This is a genomic window from Micromonospora citrea (assembly GCF_049629545.1).
Taxonomy (GTDB): Bacteria; Actinomycetota; Actinomycetes; order Mycobacteriales; family Micromonosporaceae; genus Micromonospora; species Micromonospora citrea_A.
Genome location: NZ_JBNADX010000012.1, coordinates 72591 through 90017, shown reverse-complemented (window position 1 = coordinate 90017; position 17427 = coordinate 72591). Strand labels below are relative to the sequence as shown.

Below are 17427 nucleotides of genomic sequence, written 5' to 3'. Positions count from 1 at the left end.
TTACATCCTCTCCGGGGCGGAGACGCCGAGCAGCCGCAGGCCGTTGGCGATGACCACCCGGGTCGCGTCGTTGAGCCAGAGCCGGGCGCGGTGCAGGTCGGTGACCTCCTCCTCGCCGCGCGGCAGGATCCGGCAGTTGTCGTAGAACCGGTGGTACGCGCCGGCCAGGTCCTCCAGGTAGCGGGCCACCCGGTGCGGGCCGCGCAGCTCGGCCGCCGTGGCTACCACGTCGGGGAACTCGGCGAGCGCCTTGAGCAGCTCGTTCTCCTTCTCGTGGCCGAGCAGCCCGGCCCGGAAGTCCACGCCGTCGCCCCGGGTCAGCCCGATCTCGGCGGCGTTGCGGCCGACGCTGGCGGTCCGCGCCGCCACGTACTGCACGTAGTAGACCGGGTTGTCGCGGGTCGCCCTGGTCCACAGCTCGACGTCGATGTCGATCGGGGAGTCGCTGGAGTAGCGGGCCAGCGCGTACCGGGAGGCGTCCACGCCGATGGCGTCGACCAGGTCCTCCAGGGTGACCACCGTGCCGGCCCGCTTGCTCATCCGCACCGGGGCGCCGTCGCGGACCAGGTTGACCAGTTGGCCGATGAGGATCTCCAGGTTGCGCTCCGGGTCGTCGCCGAAGCAGGCGGCCATCGCCTTCATCCGGCCGATGTAGCCGTGGTGGTCGGCGCCCAGCATGATCACGACCCGCTCGAAGCCGCGCTCGCGCTTGTCGAGGTAGTAGGCGCAGTCGGCGGCGAAGTAGGTCCACTCGCCGTTGGACTTGCGCAGCACCCGGTCCTTGTCGTCACCGAAGTCGGTGGTGCGCAGCCAGGTCGCGCCCTCGGACTCGAAGACGTGGCCCTGCTCCCGCAGCCGGTTGAGGGCGAGGTCCAGCTCGCCCCGGTCGTGCAGGTCCTTCTCGTTGAAGTACGTGTCGAACTCGACCCCGAAGCCGGCCAGCGAGGACTTGATCTCGGCGAACATCAGCGCGACGCCCTCGACCCGGAAGACCTCCTGGGCCGCGGCGTCGTCCAGCTCCAGCACGTCGGGGCGGGTCCGCCGGACCGCCTCGGCGATCTCCGCGATGTACGCCCCGCCGTACCCGTCCTCGGGGGCGGGCTCGGCCTTGGCGGCGGCGAGCAGCGAGCGGGCGAACCGGTCGATCTGGGAGCCGGCGTCGTTGAAGTAGTACTCCGTGCCGACCTGGGCGCCGGTGGCCCGCAGCAGCCGGCTGAGCGCGTCGCCGACGGCGGCCCAGCGGACCCCGCCGATGTGCACCGGGCCGGTCGGGTTGGCCGAGACGAACTCCAGGTTGATCTTCAGACCGGCGAGCCGGTCGCTGCGGCCGTACTCCTCGCCGGCCTCGACGATCACCCGGGCGAGCTGGCCGGCGGCGGCCGCGTCGAGCCGGATGTTCAGGAAGCCGGGGCCGGCGATCTCCACCGACTTGACCCCGGCGGCCCGGCCGAGCTGCTCGGCCAGCGCGGTGGCCAGCTCGCGCGGCGGCACCCCCACCTTCTTGCTGAGCTGCAGCGCCAGCGTCGAGGCGTAGTCCCCGTGCTCGGGATTGCGCGGTCGCTCGACCGCGGTCTTCGCCGGGAGCGCGGCGGGATCCAGCCCTCGCTCGGTGAAGACGGCGTGGGCTGCGGAGAGGACGACCTCGGCGAGTTCTGCAGGAGTCACCGAACCATGCTAGCGGGGGTAGACTCGGTCCCCGCGGCGGCGACCCAGCATGTGAACCCGGCCCGCCAGATCCCCTGACCGACCGACCTGACGAGGCACGATGAGCATCAGCACCCCGGGCGGCCCGGAGCGCCGCCCGACCGTGGTCAGCACCGGCAAGAAGCCGGCGGCAGGCCGGCCCGCGTCCGGCGCCAAGCCGGGGGCCGGCAAGTCGACGGGCACTCCCCGCCAGACGGCGGGCGGTAAGGGCCCCCGCAAGCCGATCGCCCCGGTGAAGGTGAGCCAGGGCCGGTCGTGGGGCCCGATCGCGCTCTTCGTCGCCGTCGGCGTGCTCGCCGCGTCGATCATCGGCTACGGCGCGTACGCGGCCTTCCAGGGCTCCAAGCCGTGGGAGAAGCGGGCCGCCGACATCGACGGCATCGTCGACTTCCGGGCGAAGGACTCGAAGCTGGTGCAGGGCGGCCAGCACCAGCAGGGCGCGATCAAGTACGACATCACCCCGCCGGTGGCCGGCCCGCACAACGCGGCCTGGCAGAACTGCATGGGTGACGTCTACGACGCCCCGATCGCCAGCGAGCACGCGGTGCACAGCCTGGAGCACGGCGCGGTCTGGATCACCTACCGCCCCGACCTGCCCGCCGACCAGGTGGCGAAGCTGCGCGAGAAGGTCCAGGGCAAGGAGAAGCTGATGCTCAGCCCGCACGAGGGGCTGGACAAGGCGATCTCGCTGCAGGCCTGGGGTTACCAGCTCAAGGTCGACAACGCCGACGACGGCCGGATCGACGAGTTCATCAAGACGCTGCGGGTGAACGCCTCCGTCGAGGGCCCGAACGCCAACTGCGGCCAGGGCATCACGGCGACCGGCACCACGCCGCGTGACCTCGGCAACCAGATGCAGACCCAGTGACGAGGGACGCCCGATGACCGCACCCACGACGACGGCGCAGACGCCGGTCACCGACCCCGGCGACCGGGGGTCGGCCCGCCGCTTCGGCACCCTGGCGCTCGCGGCCGCCGTCGTGGTCGGCCTCCTGCTCGGGTACGCGGGTGGCCTGCTCACGCCGACGCTCACCCGCCCGGGTGACACCTCGGCGGAGGCGGGCTTCGCCCGGGACATGACCAGCCACCACGCCCAGGCGGTGGAGATGGGGCTGATCGCCTTCCAGCGGGGCACCGACCCCGAGGTACGCCAGGTCGGCGGCGACATCGCCACCGGCCAGCAGGGCGAGATCGGCACCATGCAGACCTGGCTGCGCTCCTGGGGGCTGGACCCGACCGGCTCCGAGCCGGCGATGGCCTGGATGCCCGACGGCAAGGCCGGCGTGCAGAACGGGCTGATGCCCGGCATGGCCACCCCGGAGGAGATGGCGAAGCTGCGCGCCGCGCAGGGCGCGGAGCTGGACCGGCTCTTCCTGCAGATGATGATCAAGCATCACCTGGGTGGGATCCACATGATCCAGGGCATCCTCGACGCCGGTGGGGACGACGACGTGCTCAAGGTGGCCCAGACGATGAAGAACACCCAGCAGACGGACCTGGTCAACCTCCAGAACGCCCTCAAGCGCCTGGGCGGCTGACCGACCCTGCCGCACCCGAGGCCCGCGTACCGCTCCGACGGACGCGGGCCTCGGCGCGTTTCGTACCACTTAAGTCCGTTTGGCGCGTATAGCACCATCCGACCCATTGCGTGGGTTGGAGACTTTTCTACCTACATATCGTGACCAGTTGCGATTCGGGCTCGTTGCGCAGGACGTGGGGGTTGCACTGAGAGACGCGCGGCGTTCGGTCACCAGCTGGTGCCGACGCCACACCATCGGCGGTGACGGAGCGGTGGCAGCCGTCCGTCGCGGACACCGGCAGGGCGAGCCCGGAACGCTCAGCCGCGAACAGGAACTCGAACTGATCGACGTCCTGCGGGGCGTCCACCCCGACGCGTTCGGGCTGGACGAGGAGCTCTGGACGCGACAGAGCCTCACCACGCTGATCCAGCGCCAGTTCGACCTGGCGATGGACGCCGGCACGGTCGGGGCGTACCTGCGGGCCTGGGGGCTGGGTCCGCGGGAGCCGCGGGAGCGGGCCTGCGGGCTCTGCGTGGGCGCGGTCGAGCGTTGGGTACGCAGCGAGTACCCGGCGATCACCCGGGCCGCCCAGGAGCACGCCGCGGAGGTCTACTGGATCGGCCGGGTACGCCTGCGCGGCACCATGCCCGCCGCAGACGTGATCTCCGCGGTCTCCTCGCGGGGCCGGGTGCGGTTCATGGTGACCACGCCGAGCGTCGACCCGCCGCTCCCCCGCGAGTTCGTGCTGCGGCTCAGCGGCGCCGACGAGCGCACCGTGCACCTGATCGTCGACGGCTCGTGGCCCAAGAACGAGTGGCCGCGCCGGCTGCCCCGACGCATCGTCCTGCACCCGCTGCCCAGCTGCGGCCGCACCCTCCTCGCCGCCTGACCCACCCACCACGCCCCACCGGCCAGCCCGGTGCTCATGAGGTCGGCGGCACTCGTGGAGATCCACTCCGCCGCCAACTTCATGATCACCGCAGGTCGTCGCGGGGGCGGGTGACACGGGTGGGGGTCGGGAGATACCGATTGGGTGATCGGGGAAGGGGTTTGCTACTCTTTCCGGGTCGCTGAGCCCCCGTAGCTCAGGGGATAGAGCACCGCCCTCCGGAGGCGGGGGCGCAGGTTCGAATCCTGCCGGGGGCACAGACACGAGAAGCCCGGGCCGATGGTCCGGGCTTCTCCGCGTATCCCATCGGTCACATGCCGGGCCGACCGGCCTCCCGCCGGGCGCGGGCCCGCCGTTTCCCCTCGTGCATGGCCTGCACCCGGGCCACCGGGATGGTCCGCCCCTCGGCGACCAGCTCGGCCGGGAGGCGCTGCGGCGCGGGCATCGCCTCCGCCCACGGGTCGCGGTCGGCCACCAGAGCGGGAACGGTCCGCACGGTGAAGTCGGCAGGGGTGACCGCGTCGAGGTCGTCCCAGGCCACCGGGAAGGAGACCGGCAGGCCGGGCCGCACCCGAGGGCTGTACGCGGCGACCACCGTCGCCCCGCCGGCCCGGGTCGGGTCGACGAAGACCCGACCGCCCCGGTCCTCGCGGATGAAGGCGGTGGTGGCCAACGCCGGGTCGAGCCGCTCGGTGTGCACGGCGAGCGCCCGGGTCGCGGCGGCCGCCTCCTCGGCGGTGGTCTCCCCGGCCACCGGCACGAAGACGTGCAGCCCCTTGGCGCCGCTGGTCTTCACCGCGCCGGCCAGGCCCACGTCGGCCAGCGCCCGCCGGACCAGCGCGGCCGTCCGGACGACCGGGCCGAACGCGTCACCCTCCGGCGGGTCCAGGTCGAGCACCAGGTGGGTGGGGTGCTCCGGCCGCGCCACCGTGGAAAGCGTCGGGTGGTACTCGATCGCCCGCTGGTTGGCGAACCAGAGCAGCGTGCGCCGGTCGTCGCAGAGCGCGTACGACACCTGCCGGTGCGACGCCTCCGCCCACACCGAGGTGCGGCGCACCCACTCCGGCGTGTACTTCGGCAGGTTCTTTTGCATGAACGGGCCCTGGCCGCGCAGCAGCCGGATCACCGACAGCGGCCGGTCGGCCAGCCCGGGCAGGATTTGCTCGCGGACCGCGTCCAGGTAGTCGACCAGGTCGCGCTTGGTGACGTCACCACCGGCGAGCAGCGGCTGGTCCAGATTGGTCAGCCCGACCCCGTCCCGGGTCTCGTCCGCGTCCCCCATCCGACCACCCTGGCGGCCGGGCCGGTCCCGGTCAACCGGAAGCGCCGGAATAGCTCCACGGAGCGATGCCGGGCCGGTGGTGCCGCTCCTAGCGTCGATGGCATGTCCCGACCTCGTACCCGATCCGTCCCCGTACGCCGGATGCTCGGCGCGGCACTGGCCCTCTTCGGCGTGTTCGTCCTCTTCGGCGGACTGTTCGTGCCGCCGCACGTGATCCTCCGCGAGCCGGCCGTGGTCCCGGCCCCGGAGTCCTGGGTGGCCGGCTGGCTGATCCTGGTCGGGCTGGTCGTCACCGCCTGGCCCGGGCGGCACGGCCGGTGACCTCCCGACGTCGGCTGCTGCGGCTGGCCGGACTGGCCGGCCTGGCGACCGTGGTGCCCGCCGCCGCGCTGGCCGGCCACGTCTGGGTCGGTGCGGGCCGGGGCAACGTCGGCCGCGTCCGGTTCGACCGTCCCCTGGCGATCCCGCCGATCGCCGAGGCGCGCCGGGACGACGCGGGGCGGAGGGTCCATGAACTGACCCTGCGTACCGGCACGACCGAGCTGCTGCCCGGACGGACCACCGGCACCTGGGGCGTCAACGGGGCGTACCTGGGCCCGACCCTGCGGATGCGCCGTGGCGACCAGGTGGCCCCCCTGGTGCGCAACGCCCTGCCGGAGGCCACCACCCTGCACTGGCACGGGATGGAGCTGCCGGCCGCCGCCGACGGCGGCCCGCACCAGTTGGTCCCGCCGGGTGACCGGTGGCAGCCCTCCTGGCGGGTGGACCAGCCGGCCGCGACGCTCTGGTACCACCCCCACCCGCACGGCACCACCCGGCACCACGTGCACCGCGGCCTGGCGGGACTGCTCCTGGTCGACGACGGCCGGGCCACGGGTCTGCTCCCCGAGCGCTACGGCGTGGACGACGTCCCGGTGGTCCTGCAGGACCGGACGGTGCGCAGGGACGGGAGCACGGACACCGGCGGCATCGACTTCGCCGGCATCGACATCGTGGGACTGCTCGGCGAGGACGTCTTCGTCAACGGCACCTGGGGGCCGGTGCTGCGGGTGACCAGCGAGCGGGTGCGGCTACGCGTGCTGAACGCCTCCAACGCCCGGGTGTACGACCTCGCCCTCGCCGACGGCCGTTCCTTCCACGTGGTGGCCTCCGACGCCGGGCTGCTGCCGGCTCCGGTGGAGACCGACCGCGTCCTGTTGACTCCGGGCGAGCGGGTCGAGCTGCTGGTCGCCGTCCGGCCCGGCGAGCGGTTGCTGCTGCTCAGCCGCCCGCCCGAGCTGGGGGCGAACGTGCTGTACGACCGGCTGGCCGGCGGCGACGACGAGTTCCACCTGCTCCTGCTCGCGGCGGACGAACGGCTGACCCCGTCGCCCCCCGTCCCGGCCGCGCTGCCGGCCGCCCCACCGGTCCCGGCGCCTCCACCGGGCCGGCCCGACCGGCATTTCGAGCTGGGCGACTTCACGATCAACGGCAGGACGGCGGACCTCGGCCGGATCGACTTCGCCGTGCCGCTCGGGACGACGGAACGATGGCGGATCCGCAACACCCAGGAAGTGCCGCACAACTTCCACGTGCACAACGCGGCGTTCACGGTCAGCGGGACCGGTGGCGGCCCCGTACCGCCGGAGCTGCGCGGCCGCAAGGACACGGTGTTCGTCCCGCCCGGCGCCGAGGTTACGCTGCTGGTCGCCTTCGGACAGCACGCCGACCCGACACGTCCGTACATGTTCCACTGTCACCTGCTGGCGCACGAGGACGCCGGCATGATGGGACAGTACGTCGTCGTACCGCCCGGGACGGAGGACCAGGTGAGCCCGACGCACCCGCGCCCGCACGCGCACCCGTGAGATGCCGCGACGCGGCGCTGGCCGCGATCGTCACCGGTTCGGTCTGGGTGGCCGCCGACATCGCCGTCGAGCCGGCCAGCCGCTCGCCGGAGCTGGCCGGCTGGGTGCTCGGCGCCGTGCTGGGCGGCCTGCACCTGGCCGGTCTACGCCGGCCGGTGCCGGTGCTGGTGCTCTCCGCCGTGGCGGTGGTCGCCTACCACCTGGCCGGCTACCCGGCGATCGGCCTGGGCTGGCCGCTGCTGGTGCCGTACGCGGTGGCGGCCGGCGCGGGACGGCTGCCGGCCGCCGCCCTGACCGCCGTCGTCATCGCCGCCGGTGACGTCGGGTGGCGTACCGGAGTCGAGGGCGAGCCGATGCTGCTGGTGGTCGTCGGCGAGGCGCAGACCCTGGTCGTCGTCGGCCTGGCCCTCGCCGTCGGCGAGGCGGCCTGGCAGCGACGCCGCTGGGCGGACGAGGTACGGGAACGGCTGGCCCGGGCTGCCGAGGAGAACCGTCGCGAGGCAGCCCGACGGCTGGCCGAACAGCGCCTCGCCGTCGCGGCCGACCTGCACGACGTGGCCGCGCACAGTCTGGTGGTGATCGGGTTGCAGCTCCGGATCGCCGAGGAGACCGTGGAATCCGACCCGCGCGCCTGCCGGATGGCGGTGGCGGCGGCGCTGACCGCCCACGACGAGGCGTTACGGGAGACCACGAGGACGGTCCGTCTGCTGCGCGACGGCGACCGTCCGGGCGCGGCCCCGCTCGCGCCGACGCCCGGCCTGGCCGACCTGGAGCGACTCCGGGAGGTGGCCGCCGCGGCCGGGGTGGAGCTGGAGGTGCGGGTCGATCCCCGGTCGCGGTTGACCGGCTCGGTGGCGCTCGCCGTCTACCGAATCAGCCAGGAGGCGCTGACGAACACCATCCGGCACTCCGGCGCGCGGCGGGCAAGGCTCGTGGTGGAGAGCACCGATGACGGGGTGTGCCTGCGCTTCGACGACGACGGCCGTCCGGGACCGGTGCCCGCACAGGGCGGCCACGGGTTGACCGGCATGTCCGACCGGGCCCGCGGCGTCGGCGGTCGGCTGCGCGCCGGACCCGGTCCCGACCAGGGATTCCTGGTGGAGGCCTGGCTGCCCGCCGACGCCGGAGCGCCGCAGTGAGCGTCCGGGTACTGCTCGCCGACGACCAGCGGGCGGTGCGCGAGGCGCTGCGCTCCCTCCTGGACCGGACCGGCGACATCCGTGTGGTCGGCGAGGCGCGCGACGGCGAGGAGGCGGTCGCGCTCAGCGCCCACCTGCGTCCCGACGTGGTGCTCATGGACGTGCGGATGCCGGGCGTCGACGGCATCGCAGCCACCCGGCGGATCGTGGCACGGCACGGCGACACCTCGGCGCGGGTGATCGTGCTGACCACCTTCGACCTGGACGAGTACGTCTTCGCCGCGCTGCGTGCCGGCGCGAGCGGCTTCCTGCTGAAGAACGCGCCGCCGGCCAGCCTCCGTGCGTCCGTGCGGGTGGTCGCTGCCGGTCAGGCGCTGCTGGACCCGGCCGTCACCCGCCGGGTCATCGCCCGGTACGCCGACCCGCCCCGGCCGGCGGATGCCGCCGCCCTGGACGGCCTCACCGCGCGGGAGCGGGAGGTCGCGCTGCTCATCGCCGCCGGTCTGAGCAACGAGGAGATCGCCGCCCACCTGGTGCTCAGCGGGTGGACGGTCAAGACCCACGTCCGGCACATCCTCGACAAGCTCGGTGTGCGCGACCGGGTGCACGTCGTCATCGCGGTGCACCGCGCCGGCCTGGACCGGACCGACCCGCGCCGGCCCGGCTGACCGCCCGACGGGTCAACCGGCGAACGCGTCGCCGCCGTCGCGCAGCGCGGCCAGCATCGCATCGGCCCGGGCGCGGGCGGCGGCGTACACGCCGGAGCCGAGGCTGATCCGGGCCACCCCGAGCCGGGCCAGCGCGGCGACGGTCGGCGTGTCGGGGCGGAGCATCACGTTCACCGGGCCGCCGACCTCCGCCACGAACCGGCCGACCAGTGCCGGGTCGGCCAGCAGGATCGGGTAGACGCAGTCCGCGCCGGCCGCCAGGTAGCGGCGGGCCCGCCGGACCCCCTCGTCGAACCCGCCGGCCGGGTCGCCGCCGGCACGCAGGAAGACGTCGACCCGGGCGTTGACCACCAGGGCCTCCCCGGCCGCCGCGCGTACGGCCGCGAGCAGGTCGGCCTGCTCGTCCACGTCGCACAGTTCCCTGGTACGCGGGTCGGAGTCCTCCAGGTTGAGCCCGGCCGCCCCGGTGGCGAGCACCCGCTCGACCAGCTCGGCCGGGCGCAGCCCGTACCCCCGTTCCAGGTCGGCGGTGACCGGGACCGCGACGGCCCGGACCACCCGGGCCACCGCGTCGAGCATCTCCCCCACCGGGGTGGCCTCGCCGTCGGCGTGGCCCAGCGACTGGGCCACGGCGGCGCTGCTGGTGGCGACGGCGGGGAAGCCGGCGTCCACCACGGCGCGGGCCGAGCCGGCGTCCCAGGCGTTGGGCAGGATCAGTGGCTCACCCGGGCGGTGCAGGGCGCGCAGGGCGGCGGCGGTGCCGGTCGTCATGGCCCGATTCTCGCCGACGACCGGCCCGCCCCTAAGCTCCAATCCCGTGCCGATGGACTGGGCCGGTTTCGGCGTCGACCTGCACCTGGAGCTGGACGCCACCGGCGGACGCCGGGCCGGCCTGGAAGGTGCCCTGCGGACGGCGATCCGGGACGGGCGGCTGCCGCCGTCGACCCGGCTGCCCGCGACCCGCGCGCTCGCCGCCGAGCTGGGCCTGGCCCGGGGTACGGTCAGCGCCGCCTACGACCAGCTCGTCGCCGAGGGCTGGCTGGTGGCCCGGGTCGGCTCCGGCACCGAGGTGAGCCCGCTGCGGCAGGCCCCACCGCCCTCCCCCGCCCGGCCGCCGGGCCCCGCCACGCCCCGGTACGACCTGCGGCCGGGCAGCCCCGACGTGGCGGCCTTCCCGGTCACCGCCTGGCTGCGGGCGACCCGCCGGGCACTGGCCGTCGCGCCGGCCACCGCGTACGGGTACGGCGACCCGCGCGGGCGTCCCGAGCTGCGCACCGCGCTCGCCGGTTATCTGGGCCGGGCCCGGGGCGTGCTCGCCGACCCGGAGCGGATCGTGGTCACCACCGGGTACGCGCAGGCGTTGGTCCTGCTCACCACCGTGCTCCGCCGCAGCGGCCCGCCGGTGCTGGCGATGGAGGACCCGGGGCTGCCCTTCCACCGCGAGGTGGTCCGCCGCCAGGGCGCCCGGGTGCTGCCGCTGCCGGTGGACGGCCGGGGCGCGCGGGCCGACCTGCTCGGCGTCGACGCGCTGGCGGAGGTCGCCGCCGCCGTGGTCACCCCGGCGCACCAGTACCCGACCGGGGTGACCCTGCACCCGGCCCGCCGGCACGCGCTGACCGGCTGGGCGCGCGACGCCGACGCCCTGGTGGTGGAGGACGACTACGACGGCGAGTTCCGCTACGACCGGCAGCCGGTCGGCGCGGTGCAGGGCATGGCCCCGGAGCAGGTCGCGTACGTCGGCACCGCGGCCAAGACCCTGGGGCCGGGGCTGCGGCTGGCCTGGCTGGTGCTACCGGCCCGGCTGGTCGAGCCGGTGGTGGAGGCCAAACGGCACCTGGACGTGCAGACGGAGGTGATCGGGCAGCTCGCCCTCGCCGACCTGATCACCACCCACGGGTACGACCGGCAGGTGCGGACCGTCCGCCGCCGCTACCGGCAGCGGCGCGACCTGCTGCTGGAGCGCCTGGGCGGGTGGGCGGTCGTGGGCGGGGTCTCCGCCGGGCTGCACGCCACCGTGGCGTTGCCGCCGGACGGGCCGGCCGAGGCGGAGGTGCTGGCCGGGGCGAGCGCCCGGGGGCTGGCGCTGGCCGGCCTGGACGCGCACCGGCACCACCCCGGTAGCGGCCCGCCCGGCCTGGTCGTCGGGTACGCCACCGCGCCGGCGCACCGGTACCGGGCCGCCCTGGACGTCCTCGCCGACGTGCTGCGTACCGCCCGTGGCCGGGCCTGACCGGGGCCCGGCCGCGGCGCGACGCCCGCCGGTGGTGTCGCTGTGACCATGACAGCGAGCGGAAGGAGGCACTTTCGTGTCCCAGGGGAACAACTGTGTGACCGTCGGCGCGGCCCAGGCGCGGGCCTGCACCGTCCGGGAGGCGCTGGACCGGGTGGGCGGCAAGTGGAGCATCGGCATCCTGGTGGCCGCCGCCCGGGGGCCGGTCCGCTTCACCGAACTGGAACGCCAGGTGGAGGGGATCAGCCGGCGGATGCTCACGCTGACCCTGCGCAACCTGGAGCGGGACGGCCTGCTGCACCGGAAGGTGTACCCGACCGTGCCGCCCAGGGTCGAGTACACCGCCACCCCGATGGCGCTGGAGCTGTACGAGTCCCTGGTGGCGCTCACCGACTGGGCCGAGCGGCACCGGATGGCGATCGGCGCGGCGCGCGAGGCGTACGACCGGGAGCACGCCGCCGGGGACGACTGAGCGCCGTGTGGCGAAGGCCACCTAATCGTTCTGACCGATCGGTCAGGCTCTGACCGATCGGTCAGGCATGCTGGTGGGCATGGCTCGCGTGACCCCGCAGACGCACGGCGACATCCTGGCCGCCGCGGCACGGCGGTTCGCGGTGACCGGTTACAAGGGCACCTCGTTGCAGGACATCGCCCGGGAGGTCGGCTGCTCCAAGGCGGCGGTGCTCTACCACTTCGCCAACAAGGAGGCCCTGCTCGCCGAGCTGATGGCCAAGCCGCTCGACGTGCTGCGTCAGCTCGACGAACAGCTCGCCACCCTCGACGGGGCGGACGCCCAACGGGCCGCCGCCGAGGGCTTCGTCGACCTCGCGGTGCGCTTCCGCCGCGAGATCGCCCTGCTCCGCGGCGAGTTCCCCGAACTGCTGGCGCAGCCGGCGTTCGCGCATGTCCAGCGGATCTCCGAACGGCTGATCGACGCGCTCACCGGGCACACCGACCGGGTGGAGGCCCGGATCGCGGCCCTGGTGCTGCTCGCCGGTATCTCCGAGGCGTGCGCCGAGTTCGTGGACGTGCCCGACGAGGACCTGCGCCCGGCCCTGCTGGCCATCGCCCGGCGGTTGCTCGCCCCGCTGGACCCGCCACCACCACCCGCCCCATCCGTCAACCATTGAGGACAAGGATCTGATGGCGACCCTGCTGTACCGGCTCGGCCGGGCCTCGTTGCGCCGCCGGCGACTCGTCGTCGCCGCCTGGCTCGTCGTACTCGTCGGCCTCGGCATCGCCGCGGCGACGCTGAAAGGCCCGACGGCGAGCAACTTCACCATGCCCGGCACCGAGTCGCAGCAGGCGCTCGACCTACTCGCCGAGCGGTTCCCGGCGGCCAGCGGCGCCACCGGCACCATCGCGGTCAAGGCCCCCGCACCCGGCCAACTCGGCACGCCCGAGGGGCAGGCCGTCGTCAGGCAGGTCGTCCAGGAGGCCGCCACGCTGCCCGGCGTGGTCGGCGCCGTCGACCCCTTCCAGGTCCAGGCGCTCTCCCCCGACGGCCGGTACGCCCTGGTCCAGGTGCAGTTCGCCGAGGGCGCGGACGCGGTGACCGACGAGCAGCGCGAGGCGTACGAGAAGGTCGGCGCGCAGGCCGAGGCGCAGGGCTGGCAGATCGCGCCCGGCGGTGAGGTGCTCAACGCCGAGCCCGAGGTCGGCTCCACCGAGGCGCTCGGTGTGCTGGTCGCCGCGATCGTCCTCGTCATCACCTTCGGCTCGCTGGTCGCCGCCGGCATGACCATGCTCAACGCGCTGATCGGCGTCGGCGTCGGCATGGCCGGCCTGTTCGCCCTCAGCGGCGTCGTCGAGCTGACCAGCACCGCGCCGATCCTGGCCCTGATGCTCGGCCTCGCGGTCGGCATCGACTACTCGCTCTTCATCACCTCCCGGCACCGGCAGAACCTGCTCGACGGGCTGGAGCCGGACGAGGCGGTCGGCCGGGCCGTGGGCACCGCCGGCTCCGCCGTGGTCTTCGCCGGCGCCACCGTGGTCATCGCGCTGGCCGGCCTGGCCGTGGTCAACATCCCGTTCCTCACCGTGATGGGTCTCGCCGCGGCCGGCACGGTCACCGTCGCGGTGCTGGTCGCCATCACCCTCGCCCCTGCGCTGCTCGGCTTCGCCGGTCGTCGGGTGCTCCCCCGCAAGCTGCGCGGGCGCGAGGCGGTCGAGTCCGACGCCACCGGCTCGGAGGACCGCTCCGGCTTCGGCTTCCGCTGGGCGCACTGGGTGACGAAGCTGCGTATCCCGGTGATCCTGGTCGGCGTGCTCGGCCTCGGGCTGCTCGCGCTGCCCGCCCAGGACATGCGGCTGGCCCTGCCGGACGCCTCCACCGCCCCGGAGGGCACCCCGGCGCGGGTCAGCAACGACGTGGTGCGGGAGGGCTTCGGCCCCGGCTTCACCGGCCGGCTCGCGGTCGTCGTCACCTCCGACTCGCCGCAGACCACCCAGGCCGCCGTGCCGCAGGTGACCGCGCTGATCCAGCGTACGGAGAACGTGCTGGCCGTGGCCCCGCCGCAGGTCGACCCGTCGGGCCGTACCGCGCTGCTCGGCGTCATCCCGAAGACCGGGCCGACCGACGCGGCCACCGAGACGCTGGTCAACGACATCCGGGCGGAGGTCGGCTCGATCGGCGGCGCGCAGGTGCTGCTCACCGGCGTCACCGCGATCGGCATCGACGTCTCCGAGAAGCTCTCCGACGCGCTGCCGGTCTACCTGCTGCTCGTGGTCGGCCTGTCGATCCTGCTGCTGATGCTGGTGTTCCGCTCGATCCTGGTGCCGGTCAAGGCGGCCCTGGGCTTCCTGCTCACCGTGGCCGCCACCTTCGGCATCACCGTCTGGGTGTTCCAGCAGGGCAACCTGGCCGGCCTGGTCGGTCTGGACACCCCCGGCCCGCTGATCAGCTTCCTGCCGATCCTGCTCATCGGCATCCTGTTCGGCCTGGCCATGGACTACGAGGTCTTCCTCGTCTCCCGGATGCGGGAGGACTTCGTGCACGGCGACACCGCCCACCAGGCCACCATCAACGGGATGGGCCACGGCGCGCGGGTGGTCACCGCCGCCGCGCTGATCATGATCTCGGTCTTCGGCGGCTTCGTCTTCCTCGACGACCCGGTCATCAAGTCGATGGGCTTCGCGCTGGCCGTCGGCGTCGCCATCGACGCGTTCGTGGTCCGGATGACCATCGTCCCGGCGGTGATGTCGCTGCTCAACAACTCCGCCTGGTGGCTGCCGCGCTGGCTGGACAAGGTCCTGCCGAACGTGGACGTCGAGGGCGAAGGGTTGCGGGCCCACCTCGACCGGGAACCCGCCAACGTCTGACCGGCGTGTGACAGGGCCCCCGCCGCACCGGCGGGGGCCCTGTCCCGTCGTCTAGACACCTGCCGGGTAGGTCTCCATCTCGCCCAACGAGGTGAGGGCCGGCAACGGGTGCAGCGCCGTGGTCTCGTCGCACCAGATGAACGCGTCGTACCGGTCGGCCAACCGGGTCGGCACGTAGTTGCCCCAGGACTCGAAGCTCGGGTCGTAGACCACCCCGATGGCACGGTGGTCGAGCGGTCCGGTGGCCCACTCCGGCTGGTCGGGGCCGCCGAGGACGAGCACCGCCCGCTCCGGCATCAGCTCGTGCAGCCGCCGCTCCAGCGAGCCCTCCCGGGCCGGTGGCACCACCATCGCCTCCGCCGGTGAGCCCCAGCGCGGAGCGGCGATCACCGTGCCCCGGTAGCTGCCGAAGCCGACCAGCGCGACGGCGTCGGGACCGAGCCGCTCCCGGGCCAGCTGGCCGATGTTGACCATGCCGTCGTCGGCCATGTCGGTGGCCCGGGCGTCGCCGACGTGGGTGTTGTGCGCCCACACGATGCCCCGGGAGTCGGGGCCGTAGTGCTCCAGCAGCCGGTCCAGGGTGTCGGCCATGTGAATGTCCCGGACGTTCCACGACTCCGGGCCGCCGTGCACCATCGCCCGGTAGTAGCGCTCCGCGCCGGCCACCACCTGCGCGTTCTGCCAGGCCGCGAAGGCCGCCGGGCCGTCCGACACGGCGTGTTCGCGGGTACGCGCCAGCAGGCGCACCACTTCCTCCTCGCACCGGGCGGAGACGAACCGGCTCGCGGCGCCGTACTCCTCGAACCGCTTGCCGTACGGCTCGAAGCACCGGTAGGCGTCCTGCGCGGCCTCCAGCGAGCGCGGGTCCTCCTCGCCCAGGTAGTCGAAGATGGCCTGCATGGACTCCCAGAGGCTGTAGACGTCCAGCCCGTGGAAGCCGGCGCGCCCGCCCTCCGGACGCTCGGCGTTCCACGCCTTCAGCCAGCGGCAGAAGCGGTCCACCTCGGCGTTCGCCCACATCCAGGTGGGCCACCGCTCGAACTGCTCCAGGGCGGCACGCGGGTCCGCCGTCCCGCCGGGAGCGCCGGTCACCGACCGGTTCACCCGGTCGCAGTCCGGCCAGTCCCCCTCCACCGCGACGAACGAGAAGCCCTGCTCGGCGATGAGCCGGCGGGTGAGCTGCTCGCGCAGCCGGTAGTAGTCGTAGCTGCCGTGGGTGGCCTCGCCGATCATCACCACCCGGGCGTCCCGGACGCGCGCCAGCAACGGGTCGAAGTCGCTCGGCGCGCCGAGCCGCTGAACCAGCATGGGAGCGGCTACCCGGCGGCCCGGCGGGCAAACGCCCGCCCCCACGGGCCACCGTCGCGGGGGCGGCGGGTGTGGGGGCGGGCTGACGGGGTAGCCGGGCGGCATGACCGTTACCGGGGTGCAGTTGCAGGAGTACCTGGCCGGGCTCGACTACCCGGTCTCCCGCGAGGACCTCATCCGGTGGGCCCAGGAGAACGGGGCCAGCACGGAACTGCTCCAGATGCTCAGGGCCCTGCCCGTCGAGCAGTTCAACGACCCGGCGGAGTTGCACGAGTCGCTCGCCACGCTCGCCTGACGACCCGGCGCGGCGAAGATCTTGGACAGTTACCGTTCGTGTCGAACGACAACTGTCCAAGATCTCGATTGGCCTGCGGTCGACCGAGCGGCGCTGTGCGGCAGCGACCCCCGATCCGCCACCTGGCCGGCGTCCGGCCGAGTCACCGGCGGTGTCGTCGCGGGTCGTACGGCCCGGCCCGCCGTGCGCTGCTGCCGCCGACACGGTGGGCGGGCGGCGCGGACGCCGGACCGGACGGGTCAGGATCCACCGCGTGCAGCAGGCGGAACAGGACGAGCCACTGCTCCGGCCAGACCAGCCCGACCGGCGTCGCCGGGTCCAGCCGGGCGGCCCGCAGCGCCCCGTCGACCCGGGCCCGCCGATGGGCCGTCCGCAGCGATGCCGCCAGCGAGCCGCCGGCGCCGCCGAAGCCCAGCTCCACCATCCTCCGGTACGCCGGCAGCGCCGCCGGGGGCAGCAACGGTTCGGCCCGGCGCTCGACGCGCAGGATGCCGCCGTCCACCCCCGGCACCGGGCGGAACGCGCCGCGGGGCACCCGCCCGGCCAGCCGCCAGTGGTGCTCCGGCCAGGTGAGGACGGTCAGCCGGCTCCACCGGCCGTGGTCGCCGCTGCGCTTGCGGGCGTATTCCAACTGGGTGAGCAGGGTCGCCGCCCTCAGGCCGGACGCGGCCAGGCACCAGCGGACCACCGCCGCGGTCAGCGACCACGGGATGTTCCCGACGACGTGGAACGGCTCGTCGGGCGGGACGGTGGCGAGGAAGTCCGCCTGCCGGTGGGTGACCCGGGGCAGCCGCGCGCAGACGGCGGACAGCTCCGGCGCGACGGTCGGGTCCACCTCGTACGCGACCAGCCGGCCGCAGCGGGCGGCGAGCGGGCGGGTCAGCTGCCCGCGCCCGGCCCCCACCTCCAGCACGAGGTCGTCGGGGGACAATCGGGCCGCCCGGACCAGCCGTGCGACGGCGGCCGGGTCGGCGAGGAAGTTCTGGGACAGCACGCGACGGGACCGGTCGCGTGCGGTGGTACGGGTTCGGCGGGGCGCCACGGGATCGTCCTGTCTGTCGCCGGTCGGCGACGGTCCGGACAGGCGGCGCAGCGGCGGGCCTGTCCGAGCGGATCGGGACTCGGACGACCCTGGAGATCGGCGTGAGGACGCGGGCGCGCGACGGCGACCGCCGGGTCGCGTCGGCGGGTGCAGAGCGCTCTGCACCCGCCGACGCGACCCGG

General features: G+C 74.2%; 16 protein-coding genes, 1 tRNA gene and 1 pseudogene. 13 read left to right on the top strand and 5 right to left on the bottom strand.

Features of this window, described 5'->3' with window-relative positions:
• Nucleotides 1-1665, bottom strand: a complete 1665-nt coding sequence (gene argS, locus ACPFP2_RS15315) for an arginine--tRNA ligase (RefSeq protein WP_424089831.1) — start codon at nucleotides 1663-1665, stop codon at nucleotides 1-3.
• Between the two features lie 100 nt (nucleotides 1666-1765).
• Here argS and ACPFP2_RS15310 point away from each other — a divergent pair, with 100 nt between their 5' ends.
• From ACPFP2_RS15310 to ACPFP2_RS15295, 4 genes are all read left to right on the top strand, one after another.
• Nucleotides 1766-2572 (top strand): DUF3105 domain-containing protein, encoded by an 807-nt coding sequence (locus tag ACPFP2_RS15310; protein WP_424089830.1) that lies wholly within the window; start codon nucleotides 1766-1768, stop codon nucleotides 2570-2572.
• A 13-nt stretch (nucleotides 2573-2585) separates the two neighbouring features.
• On the top strand, nucleotides 2586-3242 hold the full coding sequence (locus tag ACPFP2_RS15305; protein WP_424089829.1) for a DUF305 domain-containing protein: 657 nt from the start codon (nucleotides 2586-2588) through the stop codon (nucleotides 3240-3242).
• A 175-nt stretch (nucleotides 3243-3417) separates the two neighbouring features.
• Nucleotides 3418-4113, top strand: a complete 696-nt coding sequence (locus tag ACPFP2_RS15300; protein ID WP_424089828.1) for a winged helix-turn-helix domain-containing protein — start codon at nucleotides 3418-3420, stop codon at nucleotides 4111-4113.
• 185 nt (nucleotides 4114-4298) lie between these two features.
• Nucleotides 4299-4370, top strand: a tRNA-Arg gene (locus ACPFP2_RS15295).
• Nucleotides 4371-4423: 53 nt separating this feature from the next.
• Here ACPFP2_RS15295 and ligD read toward each other — a convergent pair.
• Nucleotides 4424-5395, bottom strand: a complete 972-nt coding sequence (gene ligD / locus ACPFP2_RS15290) for a non-homologous end-joining DNA ligase (RefSeq protein ID WP_424089827.1) — start codon at nucleotides 5393-5395, stop codon at nucleotides 4424-4426.
• A 102-nt stretch (nucleotides 5396-5497) separates the two neighbouring features.
• On the opposite strand from ligD, the gene ACPFP2_RS15285 reads away from it, so the two are divergent.
• From ACPFP2_RS15285 to ACPFP2_RS15270, 4 genes are read left to right on the top strand one after another with little or no spacing between them, the layout of a single operon-like run.
• Nucleotides 5498-5716, top strand: coding sequence for a hypothetical protein (locus tag ACPFP2_RS15285; protein ID WP_424089826.1), 219 nt, complete (start codon nucleotides 5498-5500; stop codon nucleotides 5714-5716).
• Complete coding sequence (locus ACPFP2_RS15280; RefSeq protein WP_424089825.1) at nucleotides 5713-7242, top strand: multicopper oxidase family protein; 1530 nt, start codon at nucleotides 5713-5715, stop codon at nucleotides 7240-7242. The genes ACPFP2_RS15285 and ACPFP2_RS15280 overlap by 4 nt, the downstream gene beginning before the upstream one ends.
• Entirely contained in the window at nucleotides 7239-8381 is a 1143-nt protein-coding gene (locus ACPFP2_RS15275; protein ID WP_424089824.1) for a sensor histidine kinase, read from the top strand. The genes ACPFP2_RS15280 and ACPFP2_RS15275 overlap by 4 nt, the downstream gene beginning before the upstream one ends.
• On the top strand, nucleotides 8378-9049 hold the full coding sequence (locus tag ACPFP2_RS15270) for a response regulator (protein WP_424089823.1): 672 nt from the start codon (nucleotides 8378-8380) through the stop codon (nucleotides 9047-9049). The genes ACPFP2_RS15275 and ACPFP2_RS15270 overlap by 4 nt, the downstream gene beginning before the upstream one ends.
• A gap of 12 nt (nucleotides 9050-9061) precedes the next feature.
• On the opposite strand, the gene ACPFP2_RS15265 is transcribed toward ACPFP2_RS15270, so the two are convergent.
• Nucleotides 9062-9820 carry an isocitrate lyase/PEP mutase family protein gene (locus ACPFP2_RS15265; protein ID WP_424089822.1) on the bottom strand — a complete coding sequence of 253 codons (759 nt, stop codon included), beginning with the start codon at nucleotides 9818-9820 and terminating at the stop codon, nucleotides 9062-9064.
• A 52-nt stretch (nucleotides 9821-9872) separates the two neighbouring features.
• Between ACPFP2_RS15265 and ACPFP2_RS15260 the strand changes: the two genes are divergently transcribed.
• From ACPFP2_RS15260 to ACPFP2_RS15245, 4 genes are all read left to right on the top strand, one after another.
• The gene (locus ACPFP2_RS15260; RefSeq protein ID WP_424089893.1) at nucleotides 9873-11279 is read left to right on the top strand and encodes a PLP-dependent aminotransferase family protein; all 1407 of its coding nucleotides are present in this window, start codon (nucleotides 9873-9875) and stop codon (nucleotides 11277-11279) included.
• A gap of 76 nt (nucleotides 11280-11355) precedes the next feature.
• A complete protein-coding gene (locus tag ACPFP2_RS15255; RefSeq protein WP_424089821.1) occupies nucleotides 11356-11751 on the top strand; it encodes a winged helix-turn-helix transcriptional regulator in 396 nt (131 codons plus the stop codon).
• Nucleotides 11752-11830: 79 nt separating this feature from the next.
• Nucleotides 11831-12409 (top strand): TetR/AcrR family transcriptional regulator, encoded by a 579-nt coding sequence (locus ACPFP2_RS15250; protein WP_424089820.1) that lies wholly within the window; start codon nucleotides 11831-11833, stop codon nucleotides 12407-12409.
• A 13-nt stretch (nucleotides 12410-12422) separates the two neighbouring features.
• The gene (locus ACPFP2_RS15245; protein WP_424089819.1) at nucleotides 12423-14600 is read left to right on the top strand and encodes an MMPL family transporter; all 2178 of its coding nucleotides are present in this window, start codon (nucleotides 12423-12425) and stop codon (nucleotides 14598-14600) included.
• A gap of 51 nt (nucleotides 14601-14651) precedes the next feature.
• On the opposite strand, the gene ACPFP2_RS15240 is transcribed toward ACPFP2_RS15245, so the two are convergent.
• Complete coding sequence (locus ACPFP2_RS15240; RefSeq protein ID WP_424089818.1) at nucleotides 14652-15908, bottom strand: erythromycin esterase family protein; 1257 nt, start codon at nucleotides 15906-15908, stop codon at nucleotides 14652-14654.
• A 103-nt stretch (nucleotides 15909-16011) separates the two neighbouring features.
• Here ACPFP2_RS15240 and ACPFP2_RS15235 point away from each other — a divergent pair, with 103 nt between their 5' ends.
• Complete coding sequence (locus ACPFP2_RS15235) at nucleotides 16012-16203, top strand: DUF2795 domain-containing protein (protein ID WP_424089817.1); 192 nt, start codon at nucleotides 16012-16014, stop codon at nucleotides 16201-16203.
• A gap of 250 nt (nucleotides 16204-16453) precedes the next feature.
• Here the strand turns inward: ACPFP2_RS15235 and erm are convergent.
• Nucleotides 16454-17245, bottom strand: a pseudogene (gene erm, locus ACPFP2_RS15230) (ErmE/ErmH/ErmO/ErmR family 23S rRNA (adenine(2058)-N(6))-methyltransferase); the annotation flags it as partial.
• Nucleotides 17246-17427 lie beyond the last annotated feature (182 nt).